This is a genomic window from Cupriavidus sp. SIMBA_020, assembly GCF_046535395.1.
GTDB classification, from domain to species: domain Bacteria; phylum Pseudomonadota; class Gammaproteobacteria; order Burkholderiales; family Burkholderiaceae; genus Cupriavidus; species Cupriavidus campinensis.
The window spans coordinates 98,841-115,662 of record NZ_JAWRWU010000007.1; the positions used below are offsets into that span (position 1 = coordinate 98,841).

15 protein-coding genes are annotated in these 16,822 nt (G+C 69.8%); 14 read left to right on the forward strand and 1 reads right to left on the reverse strand.

What is annotated here, in order from left to right; all coding sequences use genetic code 11:
• The first annotated feature begins 39 nt into the window (after positions 1-39).
• The 14 genes from SB751_RS15345 (at position 40) to SB751_RS15410 (ending at position 14,636) form a co-directional block, all read left to right on the forward strand.
• The gene (locus SB751_RS15345; protein WP_144199246.1) at positions 40-1,647 is read left to right on the forward strand and encodes a carboxyl transferase domain-containing protein; all 1,608 of its coding nucleotides are present in this window, start codon (positions 40-42) and stop codon (positions 1,645-1,647) included.
• 61 nt (positions 1,648-1,708) lie between these two features.
• On the forward strand, positions 1,709-2,635 hold the full coding sequence (locus tag SB751_RS15350; protein WP_144199244.1) for a dienelactone hydrolase family protein: 927 nt from the start codon (positions 1,709-1,711) through the stop codon (positions 2,633-2,635).
• Between the two features lie 30 nt (positions 2,636-2,665).
• The gene (locus tag SB751_RS15355) at positions 2,666-3,454 is read left to right on the forward strand and encodes an enoyl-CoA hydratase/isomerase family protein (protein WP_144199242.1); all 789 of its coding nucleotides are present in this window, start codon (positions 2,666-2,668) and stop codon (positions 3,452-3,454) included.
• A gap of 257 nt (positions 3,455-3,711) precedes the next feature.
• Positions 3,712-5,130: an adenosylmethionine--8-amino-7-oxononanoate transaminase gene (gene bioA, locus SB751_RS15360; protein WP_410748206.1), complete on the forward strand. Its 1,419-nt coding sequence runs from the start codon at positions 3,712-3,714 to the stop codon at positions 5,128-5,130.
• Positions 5,120-6,334, forward strand: coding sequence for an 8-amino-7-oxononanoate synthase (gene bioF, locus SB751_RS15365; RefSeq protein WP_410748207.1), 1,215 nt, complete (start codon positions 5,120-5,122; stop codon positions 6,332-6,334). The genes bioA and bioF overlap by 11 nt, the downstream gene beginning before the upstream one ends.
• Complete coding sequence (gene bioD / locus SB751_RS15370; protein WP_211943017.1) at positions 6,331-7,128, forward strand: dethiobiotin synthase; 798 nt, start codon at positions 6,331-6,333, stop codon at positions 7,126-7,128. Before bioF ends, bioD begins: the two co-directional genes overlap by 4 nt.
• 31 nt (positions 7,129-7,159) lie before the next feature.
• Entirely contained in the window at positions 7,160-8,212 is a 1,053-nt protein-coding gene (gene bioB, locus SB751_RS15375; protein ID WP_144199234.1) for a biotin synthase BioB, read from the forward strand.
• Positions 8,213-8,276: 64 nt separating this feature from the next.
• A complete protein-coding gene (locus SB751_RS15380) occupies positions 8,277-10,316 on the forward strand; it encodes an acetyl/propionyl/methylcrotonyl-CoA carboxylase subunit alpha (RefSeq protein WP_211943018.1) in 2,040 nt (679 codons plus the stop codon).
• A 63-nt stretch (positions 10,317-10,379) separates the two neighbouring features.
• The gene (locus SB751_RS15385) at positions 10,380-11,321 is read left to right on the forward strand and encodes a 2-hydroxyacid dehydrogenase (RefSeq protein ID WP_144199230.1); all 942 of its coding nucleotides are present in this window, start codon (positions 10,380-10,382) and stop codon (positions 11,319-11,321) included.
• A gap of 40 nt (positions 11,322-11,361) precedes the next feature.
• Positions 11,362-12,294, forward strand: coding sequence for a hydroxymethylglutaryl-CoA lyase (locus SB751_RS15390; RefSeq protein ID WP_144199228.1), 933 nt, complete (start codon positions 11,362-11,364; stop codon positions 12,292-12,294).
• 37 nt (positions 12,295-12,331) lie between these two features.
• On the forward strand, positions 12,332-12,865 hold the full coding sequence (locus SB751_RS15395) for a YbaK/EbsC family protein (RefSeq protein ID WP_410748208.1): 534 nt from the start codon (positions 12,332-12,334) through the stop codon (positions 12,863-12,865).
• A gap of 8 nt (positions 12,866-12,873) precedes the next feature.
• The gene (locus SB751_RS15400; RefSeq protein ID WP_144199224.1) at positions 12,874-13,134 is read left to right on the forward strand and encodes a DUF1289 domain-containing protein; all 261 of its coding nucleotides are present in this window, start codon (positions 12,874-12,876) and stop codon (positions 13,132-13,134) included.
• Complete coding sequence (locus tag SB751_RS15405; RefSeq protein WP_410748209.1) at positions 13,131-14,072, forward strand: MBL fold metallo-hydrolase; 942 nt, start codon at positions 13,131-13,133, stop codon at positions 14,070-14,072. The genes SB751_RS15400 and SB751_RS15405 overlap by 4 nt, the downstream gene beginning before the upstream one ends.
• 15 nt (positions 14,073-14,087) lie before the next feature.
• Positions 14,088-14,636: a GNAT family N-acetyltransferase gene (locus tag SB751_RS15410; protein WP_149137608.1), complete on the forward strand. Its 549-nt coding sequence runs from the start codon at positions 14,088-14,090 to the stop codon at positions 14,634-14,636.
• Between the two features lie 3 nt (positions 14,637-14,639).
• On the opposite strand, the gene SB751_RS15415 is transcribed toward SB751_RS15410, so the two are convergent.
• On the reverse strand, positions 14,640-16,781 hold the full coding sequence (locus tag SB751_RS15415) for a TonB-dependent receptor (protein WP_410748210.1): 2,142 nt from the start codon (positions 16,779-16,781) through the stop codon (positions 14,640-14,642).
• Positions 16,782-16,822 lie beyond the last annotated feature (41 nt).

The following is a 16,822-nucleotide window of genomic DNA, read 5'->3' on the forward strand; positions in this document are numbered from 1 at the left end:
GGCAGGGAAGCGGGAACGAGACAAAGAACAGGACGAGACATGCCCACGCTGGAAACCAAACTGAACGCACGCTCGGAGGCCTTCAAGGCCAATGCCGAGGCCATGCAGGCACTGGTGGCGGACCTCAAGGCCCGCATCGCCAAACTGGCCGAAGGCGGCGGCGAGGAAGCCCGCGCCAAGCACCTGGGGCGCGGCAAGCTGCTGCCGCGCGACCGCGTGCAGCAACTGCTCGATCCGGGCACGCCGTTCCTGGAGCTGTCGCAACTGGCCGCGTACGAGATGTACGACAACGCCGCGCCGGGCGCCGGCATCATCACCGGCATCGGCCGGGTGGCCGGCCAGGAATGCGTGATCGTCTGCAACGACGCCACGGTCAAGGGCGGCACCTACTACCCGATCACGGTCAAGAAGCACGTGCGCGCGCAGGAGATTGCCGAAGAGAACAACCTGCCGTGCATCTATCTGGTCGATTCGGGCGGCGCCAACCTGCCCAATCAGGACGATGTCTTCCCGGACCGCGACCACTTCGGCCGCATCTTCTACAACCAGGCCAACCTGTCCGCCAAGGGCATTCCGCAGATCGCCGTGGTGATGGGTTCCTGCACGGCCGGCGGCGCCTACGTGCCGGCGATGAGCGACGAGTCGATCATCGTCAAGGACCAGGGCACGATCTTCCTGGGCGGCCCGCCGCTGGTGAAGGCCGCCACCGGCGAGGAAGTCAGCGCCGAGGACCTGGGCGGCGCGGACGTTCACACCCGGCTGTCCGGCGTGGCCGACTACTTCGCCCAGAACGACCACCACGCGCTGTCCCTGGCGCGCAACATCGTCCAGCACCTGAACCGGCGCAAGCCGGACCAGATCCGCCTGCACGAGCCGGCGCCGCCGCTGTATCCCACCGAGGAACTGTACGGCGTGATCCCCACCGACACGCGCAAGCCCTACGACGTGCGCGAGGTCATCGCCCGCCTCGTCGATGGCTCGGAATTCGACGAATTCAAGGCGCGCTACGGCACCACGCTGGTCTGCGGCTTCGCGCGGATCTGGGGCTACCCGGTGGGCATCATCGCCAACAACGGCATCCTGTTTTCGGAGTCGGCGCTCAAGGGCGCGCACTTTATCGAGCTGTGCTGCCAGCGCAAGATCCCGCTGGTGTTCCTGCAGAACATCACCGGCTTCATGGTGGGCCGCAAATACGAGAACGAAGGCATCGCCCGCAACGGCGCCAAGATGGTGACCGCCGTGGCCACGGCGCAGGTGCCGAAGTTCACGGTCATCATCGGCGGCTCGTTCGGCGCCGGCAACTACGGCATGTGCGGCCGCGCCTACTCGCCGCGCTTCCTGTGGATGTGGCCGAACGCGCGGATTTCGGTGATGGGCGGCGAGCAGGCGGCCAGCGTGCTGGCCACGGTGCGGCGCGACGGCATCGAGGGGCGCGGCGGCAAGTGGAGCGCGGACGAGGAGGAAGCGTTCAAGCAGCCCATCCGCGACCAGTACGAGCATCAGGGCCACCCGTACTACGCCAGCGCGCGGCTCTGGGACGATGGGGTGATCGATCCGGCGCAGACGCGTACCGTGCTGGGCCTCGGCTTGTCCGCCAGCCTCAACGCGCCCATCGGCGACATGAAGTTCGGCGTGTTCCGGATGTAGGCCCGCGCTTGCGCCGTTGCCGTTTCGACCTTTCGTTCACCGTATTTTTTCTGGTTTGACCATGCTTCGCCTTGCCCCCCTCGTTCGCGGCGTTGCCGTCGCGCTGGCCTGCGTCACGCTGTGCGGGGCGGCCCTCGCCCAGTCGGCCCAGGCCGCGCTGCCGCCGCGCACGATCGAGCGCGTGGTGATGGTGCCCAAGGCCGGCGCGGACGCCAACGTGGACCTGGAGACCACCATCTTCCGGCCCGCCGCCGATGGCCGCTACCCGCTGGTGGTGATCAACCACGGCAAGGCGCCCGGCAAGCCCGCCTACCAGGGCCGCGCGCGCTTTGCCGCGCAAAGCGCTGAGTTCGTGCGGCGCGGCTACGTGGTGGCGCTGCCGATGCGGCAGGGCTTCTCGAAGTCCGGCGGCGCCTACGTGGGCGGCAGCTGCAACATCAGCGCCAACGGCATGGCGCAGGCCGAAGACGTGATCGCCGCGCTCGACTACCTCGTGCAGCAGCCCTATGTGGACCCGACCCGCATCGTAGTGATCGGCCAGTCACATGGCGGGCTCTCGACCATGGCGCTGTCCGCCATCGGCTATCCGGGCGTGCGCGGCGTGGTCAACTTCGCCGGCGGGCTGCGCAATGCTGCCTGCGCCGGCTGGGAGAACAACCTGATCGATGCGTTTGGCGACTACGGCCGCACGGCGCGCTACCCGTCGCTCTGGTTCTACGGCGACAACGACAGCTTCTGGCCCTGGCCGCTGCCCGAGCGGCTGTACAACAACTACAAGGCGACCGCGAGCGGCCCCGCCGCCGACGCGCGCTTCGTCAACGTGGGCGAGTTCGATGGCGACTCGCACCGGCTGTTCAGCAGCCGCCACGGCATTGCGCTGTGGCTGCCGGAGGTCGATGCTTTCTTCCACCATATCGGCATGCCGTTCGACGACGACGCGCCGGAAGACCCGCCCAAGCCAGCCGGCGCCACAGAACGCGCCTCCTGACCCCCCATCGATGCACCGGAGACAGAGACCATGCACTTCACCACGCTGAACGTGACCGCCGCGCACCACGTTGCCACGGTCACGCTGAACCGCCCGGACGTGCGCAACGCGTTCAACGAAACCGTGATTGCCGAGGTGACCGGCGCCTTCCGCGCGCTGGGCGATACCCCCGAGGTGCGCGCCATCGTGCTGGCCGGCAACGGCCCGGCCTTCTGCGCCGGCGCGGACCTGAACTGGATGAAGAAGATGGCCGGCTACACGGACGATGAAAACCGTGCCGACGCGCTGACGCTGGCCCAGATGCTCCACACCATCTGGGCCTGCCCGAAGCCCGTCATCGCCCGCATCCACGGCGACACCTACGCCGGCGGCGTGGGCCTGGTGGCCGCGTGCGACATCGCCGTGGCTGCCGAGCCGGCCAACTTCTGCCTGTCCGAGGCCAGGCTTGGCCTGCTGCCGGCCACCATCAGCCCCTATGTGATCCGGGCGATGGGCGAGCAGGCGGCGCGGCGCTACTTCATCACGGCGGAACGGTTCGACGCCGCCGAGGCGCTGCGGCTCGGCTTCGTCCACGCTGTGGTGCCCGCCGCACAACTGGACACGAAGGTGGCCGAGATCGCCGCCGCGCTGGTCGCCAACAGCCCCAACGCCGTGCGCGAGAGCAAGCGGCTGGTGCAGGACGTGGCGGGGCGCGCCATCGACAACGACCTGCTGGCCGACACCGCGAACCGCATCGCGGCGATCCGTGCGTCCGAGGAAGGGCGCGAGGGCGTGCGCGCTTTCCTCGAAAAACGCGCGCCGGCATGGCGTCCGCAATGATTTTTTTTGCCGGTTTGTTTCGGGACGTTGCCGGACGTTAGCCGCCGGAAGCCGGATTGGCGCGACGCGTGCGTCACCGCATCCGCCAACATCGCGCAACATCGGCCAAATAGCCGCTAACGTACCGGGGCAGCCCGGTTTGCCAAGTCCCCAAGGACCTTCCTACCATGAGCCTCCCCATTCCGTCCTGCCTGCCAGCGCGCCCCGGCCTCGTCCGGCGTGGCGCCGGCGTGGACGGACAACAAAGGAGGCTTCCCTTGGCACATCCGGAACACCTTTCTTCCCCAGCGGCTGACGGATCACTCGCCGCGCGCAGCCAGCGCGCCGTGTGGCACCCGTGCACGCGCCTGCGGCCCGACGCGGGCGCCAACGAGCCGCCGCTGGCCATCGCGCGTGGCGAAGGCCCGTGGCTGATCGACACCGACGGCCGCCGCTACTTCGACGCCATCAGTTCGTGGTGGGTCAACCTGTTCGGCCACGCCAACCCGGTCATCAACGCCGCGCTGGCGGACCAGATGCAGACGCTCGAACACGTGATGCTGGCCGGCTGCACGCACGCGCCGGCCGTGGAACTGGCCGAGCGGCTGTCGGCGCTGACCGGCGGCGCGCTCGGCAATACGTTCTATGCGTCCGATGGCGCGTCGGCGGTGGAGATCGCGCTCAAGATGAGCTTCCACTACTGGCACAACACCGGCCTGCCGGCCAAGCGCGAGTTCGTGTGCCTGCGCCACAGCTACCACGGCGAGACGGTGGGCGCGCTGGCCGTGACCGACGTGGCGATCTTCCGCGACGCCTACGCCCCGCTCACGCGCCGCGCCCACGTGGTGATGTCGCCGGACGCCCGCCAGGCGAATCCTGGCGAGAGCGCCGCCGATGTCGCCACCCGCACGCTGGCCGACCTGGAAGCGCTGCTGCGCGAACGCGCCGGCCAGATTGCCGCACTGATCGTCGAGCCGCTGGTGCAGGGCGCCGCCGGCATGGCGATGTACGACCCGTCCTATCTGGAAGGCGCCCGCGCGCTGTGCGACCGCTATCGCGTGCACCTGATCGCCGACGAGATTGCCGTGGGCTGTGGCCGCACCGGCACCTTCTTCGCCTGGGAGCAGGCGCGCGAGCGTCAGGAGGGCGAGGCGCTGCCCGCCCACGCGTGGCCGGATTTCCTGTGCCTGTCGAAGGGCATCAGCGGCGGCTACCTGCCGCTCTCGCTGGTGCTGTCGCGGCCGGAGATCCAGCGCGCCTTCGTCGCCGACGACATTGCGCGCAGCTTCCTCCATTCGCACTCGTACACCGGCAACCCGCTGGCCTGCCGCGCCGCGCTGGCCACGCTCGACCTGTTCGACGCGGAAGACGTGCTCGCCCGCAACCGCGAGCGCGCCCGCTGGCTGGCCGACGCCATGGCGCCGCTGGCCGCCGACCCGCGCCTGGTCAACGTGCGCCAGCGCGGCATGATCTGGGCTGCCGATGTGGACCCGGAGGTCGCCGGCGCCGATTTTGCGTCGCGCTTCCATCTGGCCGCGCGCGAACAGGGCGTGCTGGCGCGCCCCATCGGCCACACCATCTATCTGATGCCGCCGTACGTGTTCGACCAGCAACTCGCCGAATGGCTAGGCGAGCAGCTGCTCACCACGCTGCACGCGGTGGCGGGACCGATGCCGGAGGTGCGCCATGCTGCTTGAGCAACTGACCCGCGCCGCCGCCGACCGCGAAGCCCAGGCGCTGACGCGCCGGCGCCGCATCGCCCACACGGCCTGCGCGCCGCACCAGTCGGTGGGCGCCATCGACGCCAGGCCGGTGCCGCTGCTGACCTTCAGCAGCAACGACTACCTCGGGCTGGCCAACCATCCGGCGATTGCCGAGGCGCTGGCCGATGGCGCGCGTCGCTATGGCGCCGGCAGCGGGGCCTCCCACCTCGTCAGCGGCCATTCGATTGCGCACGCCCAGCTCGAACAGGAACTGGCGCGGTGGCTGGCGCCGCATATCCCGCAGGCGCAGGCGCTGTACTTCTGCACCGGCTATATGGCGAACCTTGCCGTGCTGACCTCGCTCGGCACCGCCGGCGCGACGCTGTTCTGCGAGGCGCTGAACCATGCCTCGCTGATCGACGGCGCCCGGCTGGCCCGTGCCGATGTGGAGCGTTATCCGCATGGCGATCTGGCCGCGTTGGACGCCCAGCTCGCCGCCCACACCGGCGGCCTGAAGCTGATCGTGACCGACAGCGTGTTCAGCATGGATGGCGATATCGCGCCGCTGGCTGGCCTGCTGGCACTGGCCGAGCGCCACGATGCGTGGATCATCGTCGACGATGCCCACGGCTTCGGCGCGTTGGGCGAGAACGGGCGGGGCGTGCTGGAGCACCTCGGCCTGCGCTCGGAACGGCTGATCTATATCGGCACGCTGGGCAAGGCCGCCGGCGTGGCCGGGGCGTTCGTGGCGGCGCACGCCACGATCATCGAGCATCTGGTGAACACCGCGCGCCCCTATATCTATACGACGGCGGCGCCGCCGGCCGTGGCGCACGCGCTGCTGACCAGCCTGACGATCATCGCCGGCGAGGAAGGGCGCCAGCGCCGCGCGCAACTGGGCGGCCTGATTGCCACGCTGCGCGACGGGCTGGGACGGCTGGCCGCCCAGGCCGGCTGGACGCTGGGCGAGAGCGACACGGCAATCCAGCCGCTGATCGTGGGCGACAACGCCGCCGCGCTGGCGCTGTCCGCCGCGCTGGAGGCCGAGGGCATCCGCGTGGGCGCGATCCGGCCGCCGACCGTGCCGGCCGGCACCGCGCGGCTGCGCATCACGCTGTCCGCCTCGCACACCGCGCAGGATGTGCAACGGCTGCTAGATGCCATCGCGCGGGCGGTCCCGCACCGGGAGGCCGCATGACGGACATCGACAAATCCATCGACAAGGACCAAGGCGAGGACAAAGGCGGGGACAACCGGCCGGGCCGCGTGGCCTGTTTCGTGACCGGCACCGATACCGGCGTTGGCAAGACCCACGCCACGGCCACGCTGCTGCACGCGCTGCACGCGGCGGGCTACACCACGGTCGGCATGAAGCCGGTGGCGAGTGGCGGCGAGTGGCTGGACGAGCGCTGGCAGAACGACGACGTGGAGCAGTTGCGCGCCGCCGGCTCGGTGATCGTGCCGCAGGAGGAGATGTGCCCGTTCCTGATGCGCACGCCGGTGTCGCCGCACCTGGCGGCGGCCATGGAGGGGCTGCGCATCACGCGCGAGCCGATCCGGACCGCGTTCACGTCGCTGCGCCATCGCGCCGAAGCCGTGGTGGTGGAGGGCGTGGGCGGTTTCCAGGTGCCGCTCGACGTGGGCGCCGCGCGCTGGAACACCGCCGACCTGGCTGAAATGCTCAACCTGCCCGTGGTGATGGTGGTGGGCGTCCGGCTCGGCTGCCTGAACCACGCGATGCTGACCGCCGATGCGGTGCGCGCGCGCGGGCTCACGCTGGCCGGCTGGATCGCCAACCGCATCGACCCCGACATGCTGCTGCCGTGCGAGAACATCGCCACGCTGCACGACGCGCTCGGCGCGCCTTGCCTGGGCGAGCTGCCCTGGCAGGTGGCCCCCGCCGTGGCGGCGACCGAACTCGACCTCGCCCCGCTGCTGGCCAGCATGCCGCCGCATATCCGATACACCGCCGTGGCCCAGTACGCTGACTGAGCCCCGACTACACAGAATCCCCAAAAAGATCATGACGCAACAATCGCAACAGACCCCCGCCCAGACCGTCGCCACGATTTCCGCCGACGCCCTGCGCCAGTCCGCCCGCAACCTGCAAGCCGCCGCCGAGCGTGACGAAAACGCCGCATGGCGTGTCGATGACGTCGCCGCGCTGTTCGCGCTGCCGTTCAACGACCTGCTGTTCCGCGCGCAGCAAGTGCATCGGGAACACTTCGACGCCAACACGGTGCAGCTTTCCACGCTGCTGTCGATCAAGACGGGCGGCTGCGAGGAGGATTGCGGCTACTGCCCGCAGAGCGCGCACCACGACGCCGGCGTGAAGGCCGAGAAGCTGATGGAGCTGGACGCCGTGCTGGAGGCCGCCCGCAACGCCAAGGCCAACGGCGCCACGCGCTTCTGCATGGGCGCCGCCTGGCGCAGCCCGAAGGACCGCCATCTGGAGCCGGTGATCGACATGGTGCGCGAGGTCAAGGCGATGGGCCTGGAGACCTGCGTGACGCTGGGCATGCTCAAGGCCGAGCAGGCGCAGCGCCTGGCCGACGCCGGCCTGGACTACTACAACCACAACCTCGATACCTCGCCCGAGTTCTACGGCAAGATCATCGGCACGCGGACCTACCAGGACCGCCTGGACACCATCGGCCACGTGCGCGGCGCCGGCATCAACGTCTGCTGCGGCGGCATCGTCGGCATGGGCGAGGCGCGCGAGGCACGCGCCGGCCTGATCGCCCAGCTGGCCAACCTGGACCCGTACCCCGAGTCGGTTCCCATCAACAACCTGGTGCAGGTGGAGGGCACGCCGCTGGCGGGCACCGAAGCGCTGGACCCGTTCGAGTTCGTCCGCACGATTGCCGTGGCACGCATCACCATGCCGCGCGCGATGGTGCGCCTGTCCGCCGGCCGCGAGGCCATGGACGAAGCGTTGCAGGCGCTGTGCTTCATGGCCGGCGCCAATTCGATTTTCTATGGCGAAAAGCTGCTGACTACCGGCAACCCGCAGGCCGAGCGCGACCGCGCGCTGCTGGCCCGGCTCGACATCCGCGCGGAAGGCTACGCGGGATGACGGCCCTGCCGTGAGGTAAGCAACTGGCCGCCCCCCGGATAACAAGGGAAACAAAGGAGGAGCCATGTTCAACAAGATCCTGATCGCCAACCGTGGCGAGATTGCCTGCCGCGTGGCGGCCACGTGCCGCCGGCTGGGCATCCGCACGGTGGCCGTCTACTCCGATGCGGACGCGAACGCGCGCCATGTGGCGTTCTGCGACGAAGCCGTGCATATCGGCGGCCCGGCCGCGCGCGACAGCTACCTGCGCGCGGACCACATCATCGAGATGGCCAAGGAGACCGGTGCCCAGGCCATCCACCCGGGCTACGGCTTCCTGTCCGAGAACGAGGCATTCGCGCAGGCGTGCGCCGCCGAGGGGCTGGTCTTCATCGGCCCGCCGGCCTCGGCCATCCACGCCATGGGCAGCAAGAGCGCGGCCAAGCAGCTGATGGAAAAGGCATCCGTGCCGCTGGTGCCCGGCTACCACGGCGAGGATCAGGACCCGGCGCTGCTGCGCCGCGAGGCCGACCGCATCGGCTACCCGGTGCTGATCAAGGCCAGCGCGGGCGGCGGCGGCAAGGGCATGCGCGTGGTGGAGGCGGGCGAGGGCTTCGAGGCCGCGCTGGCCTCGGTCAAGCGCGAGGCATCGGCCAGCTTCGGCGACGACAAGGTGCTGGTGGAGAAGTACCTGACCCGCCCGCGCCATATCGAGATTCAGGTTTTTGCCGACACCCACGGCAACTGCGTCTACCTGTTCGAGCGCGACTGCTCGGTGCAGCGGCGCCATCAGAAGGTGCTGGAGGAGGCCCCCGCGCCCGGCATGACGGAGGAACGGCGCCGCGCGATGGGCGAGGCGGCGGTGGCGGCGGCCAAGGCCGTGGGCTACGTCGGCGCCGGCACGGTCGAGTTCATCGCCAATCAGGACGGCTCGTTCTACTTCATGGAGATGAACACCCGCCTCCAGGTGGAGCATCCGGTCACGGAGATGATTACCGGCCAGGATCTGGTGGAGTGGCAGTTGCGCGTGGCGGCCGGCGAGCCGCTGCCGCTGACGCAGGACCAGCTCCACATCCACGGCCACGCGCTGGAAGCGCGCATCTACGCCGAGAACCCCGACAACCAGTTCCTGCCGTCCACGGGCACGCTGCGCTTCCTGCGCACGCCGCCGGCGGTGCAGTTCATGCTTGGCGGGGACTCCCACGGCCCGGCAGGCGTGCGGATCGATGCCGGCGTGCGCGAGGGCGACACCATCAGCCCGTTTTATGACCCGATGATCGCCAAGCTGATCGTCTGGGGCCCCAACCGCGACGCGGCGCTGGCGCGCATGGAGCAGGCGCTGGGCGGCTACCACGTGGTGGGGCTGCAAACCAACGTCGCCTTCCTGCAGCGGCTGGTCAAATCCGAGGCGTTCCGCACGGCAGACCTCGACACCGGCCTGATCGAACGTAACCAGTCCGTGCTGTTCCCGCCGCCCAAGGCGGCCGGCATGGAGGCCATTGCGCTGGCCGTGGCCGCGCTGCTCGAGCGCGAGACGCGCACGCGCCGCATCGACGAGGCCGACCGCCATTCGCCGTGGACCCACGCCGGCCCGTGGCGCCTGAACGGCCGGGAGTCCCGTACGCTGTACTTCTCGCACCGTGGCAACAAGGTGGAAGTGGTGCTGCGCGCCGACCCGCGCCGCAGCACGCTGATCTATGCCGATCAGGCAGCGCCGTTCGCCTATGTGTTCAAGGCGGATGACATCCGCGTGGACCTGGGCACCCGCCGCACCCACGGCCAGGTACACGTGGAGGGCGACATGTTCCACGTCTTCACGGCCGGCCGGCACACGGAACTGGCGTGGCTGGACCCGCTGGCCCACGCCGGCGAGGCCGAGAGCGAGGGCGGCAAGCTCACCGCGCCGATGCCGGGCAAGGTGATCGCGGTAATGGTCCAGCCGGGCAGCACCGTCACGCGCGGCACGCCGCTGCTGGTGATGGAAGCCATGAAGATGGAACACACCATCAGCGCACCCGCCGACGGCGTGGTCAGCGAAGTGCTCTACGGCGTGGGCGAGCAGGTGGCGGAAGGCGCGCAACTGCTGGCGTTTGCGGTGGCGGTGGCGGAGGCGGCTGGCGCCTGACCGGCGAACGCCGTCCCGTGCCAAAATGCCCCCACAACACCCCCGAAAAGAACTGGAGTCGAGATGAAGTTGCAGTTGTACGTGCCGGATGGCCGCTATGAACCCTGGATCGAAGGCTTTGCCGAGGCGCTGCCCGAGGCGCAATGCCTGAAGTGGGAGGAAAGCCAGGGCGAGGCCGCCGACTACGCCGTGGTCTGGCGTCCGCCCGTGGCCATGCTGCGCGGCCGCCAGGACCTGCGCGCCGTGTTCAATCTCGGGGCCGGCGTGGACGGCATCCTGCGTCTGCGCGACGAAGACCCCGACGCGCTGCCGGCCGGCGTGCCCATCGTGCGGCTCGATGACGCCGGCATGGCCGCCCAGATGGCCGAATACGTCACCGCCGCCGTGCTGCGCTACTTCCGCAAGCTCGACGCCTACGACGCCCAGGAACGCGCCGGCACGTGGAAATTCCTCAAGCCCCATCGCCGCGCCGACTTCACCATCGGCGTGATGGGCATCGGTACGCTGGGCGCCCACATCGCCCGCACGCTGGCGGGCTTCGGCTTCCCGGTGCGCGGCTGGAGCCGCTCGGCAAAGGCCGTGGATGGCGTGGAATCGTTCCATGGTGAGGATGGCCAGCGCGCCTTCCTCGACGGCCTGCACGTGCTGGTGAACGTGCTGCCGCTGACCGCCGAGACCGAGGACATCATCGACACCGGCCTGCTCTACCGCCTGGCCCGGGGCGCCTATGTGATCAACGTGGCGCGCGGCCCGCACCTGGTGGAAGACGACCTGCTGGCCGCCGTGCGCGAAGGGCAGATCGCCGGCGCCACGCTGGACGTGTTCCGCACCGAGCCGCTGCCGGCCGACCACCCGTTCTGGCAGGAGCCGCGCATCACCATCACGCCGCATATCTCCGCGCTGACGCTGCGCGAGGACAGCATCGCCCAGATCGCCGGCAAGATCCGCGCGCTGGCCGAGGGCAAGCCGATTGCCGGCGTGGTGGACCTGCAGCGCGGCTACTGAGCCGCGCCGCACGCACAGACAAGGAAGCGAGGAGACAGCCATGACCATGCCCCAGTACGTGAAGATCGTCGAAGTGGGCCCGCGCGACGGGCTCCAGAACGAGAAAGCGATGGTGCCCACCGACGTCAAGGTGGCACTGATCAACCAGCTCACCGACGCGGGCTTCGTCAATATCGAAGCCGCGTCGTTCGTCTCGCCCAAGTGGGTGCCGCAGATGGCGGACGGCGCCGAGGTCATGGCGCGCATCCAGCGCCGCCCCGGCACGCTGTATTCGGCCCTGACGCCGAACTTGCGCGGCTTCGAGGGCGCCGTGGCGGCCGGGGCCGACGAGGTGGTGATCTTCGGCGCGGCCAGCGAGGCGTTCTCGCAGAAGAACATCAACTGCTCGATCGCCGAGTCCATCGCCCGCTTCGAGCCGGTGGCGGCTGCCGCCAAGGAAGCCGGCGTGCGGCTGCGCGGCAGCATCTCGTGCACGCTGGGCTGCCCGTATCAGGGCGAGGTGTCCGTCCACGACGTGGTGGACGTGGTGCGCCGCATGCGCGACCTGGGCTGCGACGAGATCGACATCGCCGATACCATCGGCGTGGGCACGCCCACCCGGGTGCAGGAGGTGATGCGCGCGGCGTCGATGGAGTTTGCGATCGACCGGCTCTCGGGCCACTTCCACGATACCTACGGGCAGGCGCTGTCCAACATCCTGGCCAGCCTGGAAGTGGGCATCGGCATCTTCCACGCGTCCGTGGCGGGGCTGGGCGGCTGCCCGTACGCCAAGGGCGCCACCGGCAACGTGGCCACCGAGGACGTGCTCTACATGCTCCACGGCATGGGGCTGCATACCGGCATCGACCTGGAAGCGGTGGTGCGCACCGGCGACTACATCTCCCAGGCAATCGGTCGCCCCAACAACTCGCGCGTGGGCCGCGCCCTGCTGACCAAGTGGGCGGCGGCGGACGACGCGGCGGTCTGCACCTGAGCTGCCCCCTATATAGATAGATAAGGAGAATCCACCCATGAGCGCGTCCCCCGCATCCAACGAGCCGAACGAACTCGGCGAATTGCCCGACGCCGCGCAGCGCGTGGCCGACCTGCTCGCCGGCATCGGCCATGACCGCCCGGTGGTGATGCTGCCGGCCACCGGCAAGACCTCGGCCGAAGCCGCCGCCGGGCTCGGCTGCAGCGTGGCGGAGATCGCCAAGTCGATCATTTTCCGGCGCGTGGCGGACGACGCCCCGGTGCTCGTCATCGCCAGCGGCAGCAACCGCGTGGACGAGGCCAAGGTAGCCGCCCGCGTGGGCCCGCTGGGCAAGGCCGACGCCAAATTCGTGCGCGAGAAGACCGGCTATGCGATTGGCGGCGTCTGCCCCATCGGCCACGCCGTGCCGCCCGTGATGCTGCTCGACCAGGACCTGTTCCGCTACGAGAGCCTGTGGGCCGCCGCCGGCCATCCGCACGCGGTGTTCAACCTTACGCCGCACCAGCTCCAGGCCATGACCGGCGCCGAAGTTGCCGACGTGGCGGCGCCGGTGGCGCCGGTGACGAGCTGACCCGCGCGATGTCCGCCGTGCTCCCGCCCGCCGCGCGCCGCCTGCAGGCCGACCTCACGCGCGGCGCCGCTGCCGCGCTGGAGGCATCGCCGGTGGCGTCCCCGTGCCGCAACGTCTGCAAGATGGACCCGGTGACCGGCTATTGCGAAGGCTGCCTGCGCACCATCGAGGAAATCGCCGGCTGGTCCCAGGCCGATGACGCCGAGCGCCGGCGCGTGTGGGCGCTGCTGCCCGCGCGCGTGGCGTGGCTGGGCGGAGACGGGGCATGAGCGCGCCGCTAACTTTCCCTCCCTCGCTGCCATCCTCCGTCCGCGTATTCGAGCGCGGTTGGCTGTCGGCCAACAACGTGCTGCTGGTCGATGACGAGACCGGCGACACGGCGCTCGTCGACACCGGCTACCTGACCCACGCCGCCCAGACCGAGGCCCTGGTCGCGGCGGCGCTCGATGGCCGGCCGCTGCGGCAGGTCATCAACACCCATCTCCATTCGGACCATTGCGGCGGCAACGCCGCGCTGCAGGCGCGCTGGCAGCCGCACACGTCGATCCCGGCCGCCGAGGCGGCGGCGGTGTCCGCGTGGGATGACGACGCCCTGAGCTTCGTGGCTACCGGCCAGCAGTGCCAGCGCTTCACCTTCGACGCGCTGCTGCACGATGGCGACCACCTGCGTCTGGGCGGCCTGGACTGGCACGTAGTGGCCGCGCCGGGTCATGACCCGCACGCGGTCATGCTGTTCGCCCCCGGCCCGCGCATCCTGATCTCGGGTGACGCGCTCTGGGAAAACGGCTTCGGTGTGATTTTTCCGGAGCTCGACGGCGAAAGCGGCTTCGCGGAACAGGCCGCCGTGCTGGCGCGCATCGCCGAACTCGACGCCCGCATTGTCATTCCCGGCCATGGCCGGGTATTCGGCGACGTGCCGGAAGCGGTGGCGCGGGCGCAGGGCCGGCTGGCCCACCTGCGCAGCGACCCGCTGCGCAACGCCAGCCATGCGGTGAAGGTGCTGGTGAAGTTCAAGCTGCTGGAGCAGCAGTCGATGTCGCGCGCCGCGCTGCTGGCGTGGATGCACGGCACGCCGCTGATGCAGCGCATCCACGCGCGCTTCATGGCCGAGACGCCGTTCGAGACGGTGTTCGCCCAGACGCTGCGCGGGTTGGCGGCAGTGGGCGCGCTGGCGCTGGACGGCGAGACCGTCCACAACCGCGACTGAGGCCCCCGCGCCATGATGCCGCCGCTGCGGGGCAAGGACTTCATGCTGCGGCCCTTCCGTGCGGCCGATGTGCAGCCGTTCGCGGCGGCCGTGCGGGAGTCGATGGGCACCGTCGGCGCCTGGATGCCGTGGGCCCGGCACGACTACAACACGCTGGACGCCCAGGAGTGGTTCGCGCGTTGCGACGCCAATATGGCGGATGGCTCGGCGTTCGACATCGGCGTGTTCTCGCCCGATGGCCGCGAGCTGTACGGCGGCGTGGCGATCAACCAGATCCGGCCGGAGGACAACCTCGGCAACCTGGGCTACTGGATTCGGGAGAGCCGCCAGCGGCAGGGGCTGGCGGCCGGCGCGGCCACGATGATGGCCTGCCATGGCTTCCACGGGCTCGGCCTGACCCGCATCGAGATCGTGGCGGCCGAGGCCAACGTGGCGAGCCGCGCCGTGGCGGTGAAGATCGGCGCCACGCTGGAATGCATCGCCCGCAACCGGCTGATCCTGCGCGGCAGGCCGGTTGCGGCGGCGGTGTACTCGCTGGTGCCGGAGTGGTTCTCGGGGGGCTGACCCTTAGAACGACGTCCGCATGCCGATCTTGACGCTGCGGCCCGGCAGCGGGGCGATGTCGCGCAGGATCGACGTGGCGCTGCGGGCTTCCTGGTTGGTGAGGTTGTCCCCACGCACGTAGAACAGCGTCTGCACGCCCGATACCTTGAGCTTGTACGTCAGCGCCACGCCCAGCGTGGTGTACGCGTCGGTCGGCGTGTCGCCGCTCGGCACGCGGCTCTGGCGTGCGTTCCAGTTCACGTCCATGCGCGCGCCCCACGGGCCGGCGCCGTAGACCAGCGCGCCGCCCAGCCGTAGCGGGGACAGGCGCGGCAGGGCTTCGCCGGTGTTGCGGTTCTCGCCGTGGACGTAGTCGGCGCGGGCCTCGAAGTCCAGCGTGTCGCTGGTTGTCAGCATCTTCTGCAGCAGCCGCGTCTTGCCCTCGGCCTCGAAGCCGTACAGCGTGGCCGGCACGCCGAGGTATTGCAACTCCGGCAGCGCGCCGTCGCTGCCGGCGGCCACCACGTTGCCTTCCGCGTCGCGGAAGCTGCCCGAATTCACCAGCGCCAGGTAGTTCTGGAAGCGGCTGTAGTAGCCCGAGAGCGAGCCGCTATGGGCGCCCTGCTTGAAGCGCACGCCCAGGTCCAGCGAGGTGGCGCGTTCCTTGTTCGCGTTGGGGTCGCCCACCTCGTACGAGCCGGTGGCCAGGTGGGGGCCGTTGGCGTACAGCTCATAGAACGTGGGCGCGCGTTCGGTATAGGACAGGTTCGTGGTCACCGACCACACCGGGTCCAGCTTCCACAGCAGCCCGGCCGAGGCGCTGCCCGCGTTGAAGCTGCGGTTCGCATCGCTGAAGCGGTCGTTGCCGTTGGCGCTGGCCTTGACGCTGCTGTGATCCAGCCGGCCGCCGAGGTTCAGCTTCAGGTCGCCCGAGGCCACCAGCGGCATTTCCTCGAACACGAAGATGGCGGCGTTGTCCGTGGCGGTGCTCGGCACGAACGCCTCCTCGCCCAGCGCGGAGAAGTTGGTGTGGCCGAACTGCGTGCCGATCACCCCGGTCATGTTGCCGATCTTGCCGTGCGTGGCTTCCAGGCGGGCGTCCCAGCCGTGGTTCTTGAAGATCGTGCCGGTCTCGCCGTCCTCGATCTCGCGGTGCTCGTAGTCGGTGTAGCTGAACTTGCCCTTCACCGCCTCGATAAAGCCGCCGGTGTTGTTCGACAGGTTGCGCGCCTCGCCCTCCACCGCGTAGCGGTCCTGGCGCATCTTGATGCGCGCATCGGCTTCGGCCGGGGTGCCGTAGTCGTTGCGATAGGTCGAGAAGTTGGCGCCGACGAAGCCATCGGTCCAGGTGTAGGCGCCGCCCATCGCGCCGCCTTCCTGGTGCGCGTTGGTGTTCGGAATCTTGCCGTAGGCCTCGCTCTCGCCCTCGGGCAGCGGCTGGGTGGCGCGCAGGTTGCCGCTGCGCGCGAAGCCGGGGATCTTCAGGTCGCTGGTCTGGCGCACGAAGGCATCGGCGTGCACGGCGAACTGGCCGTTGCCGGCCTCGATCAGGCCGCTGGCGTTGCGGCCCTTGTCGCCGCCGATGGTGCCGCTCACGTCCGCCGCGCCGCTCACGCCGGTAATCGGGTCGCGCGGGATGCGGTTATCGATCACATTCACCACGCCGCCGATGGCGCTGCCGCCGTACATCAGCGCCGCCGGGCCGCGTACCACCTCGATCTTCTCGGCCACCAGCGGGTCGATGGGCACCGCGTGGTCATAGGACAGCGTGGAGGCGTCCAGCGTGGAGCCGCCGTTCTGGAGCACCTTGATGCGGTCGCCATCGAGCCCGCGGATGATCGGCCGGCTCGCGTTCGGGCCGAAATAGGTCGATGTCACGCCGGGCAGGCTGTTCAGTGTCTCGCCGAGTGTGCTGGCCTGGCGCACGGCCAGTGCGTCGCCGCCGAGCGTGGAGACCGGCGCGACCATGTCGTTGAGGTCGCTGCCGAGCGGATTGGCGGTGACCACCACTTCCTTGAGGGTTTGCGGGGCGGCCTGAGGGGCAACCGGAGTCGCGGCTTCCTGAGCCGAGGCGCCAGCGGTGAAGCCGGCGGTGACGAGAAAGGCGGCAACGGCCGCCAGCGGGGTGCGGCGCACCGCCGAGGAGAAATGAATGGGGGAGGACATGGCTCGCGATTCGAATTCGATGACGAAGCGCGGGTGGCGGT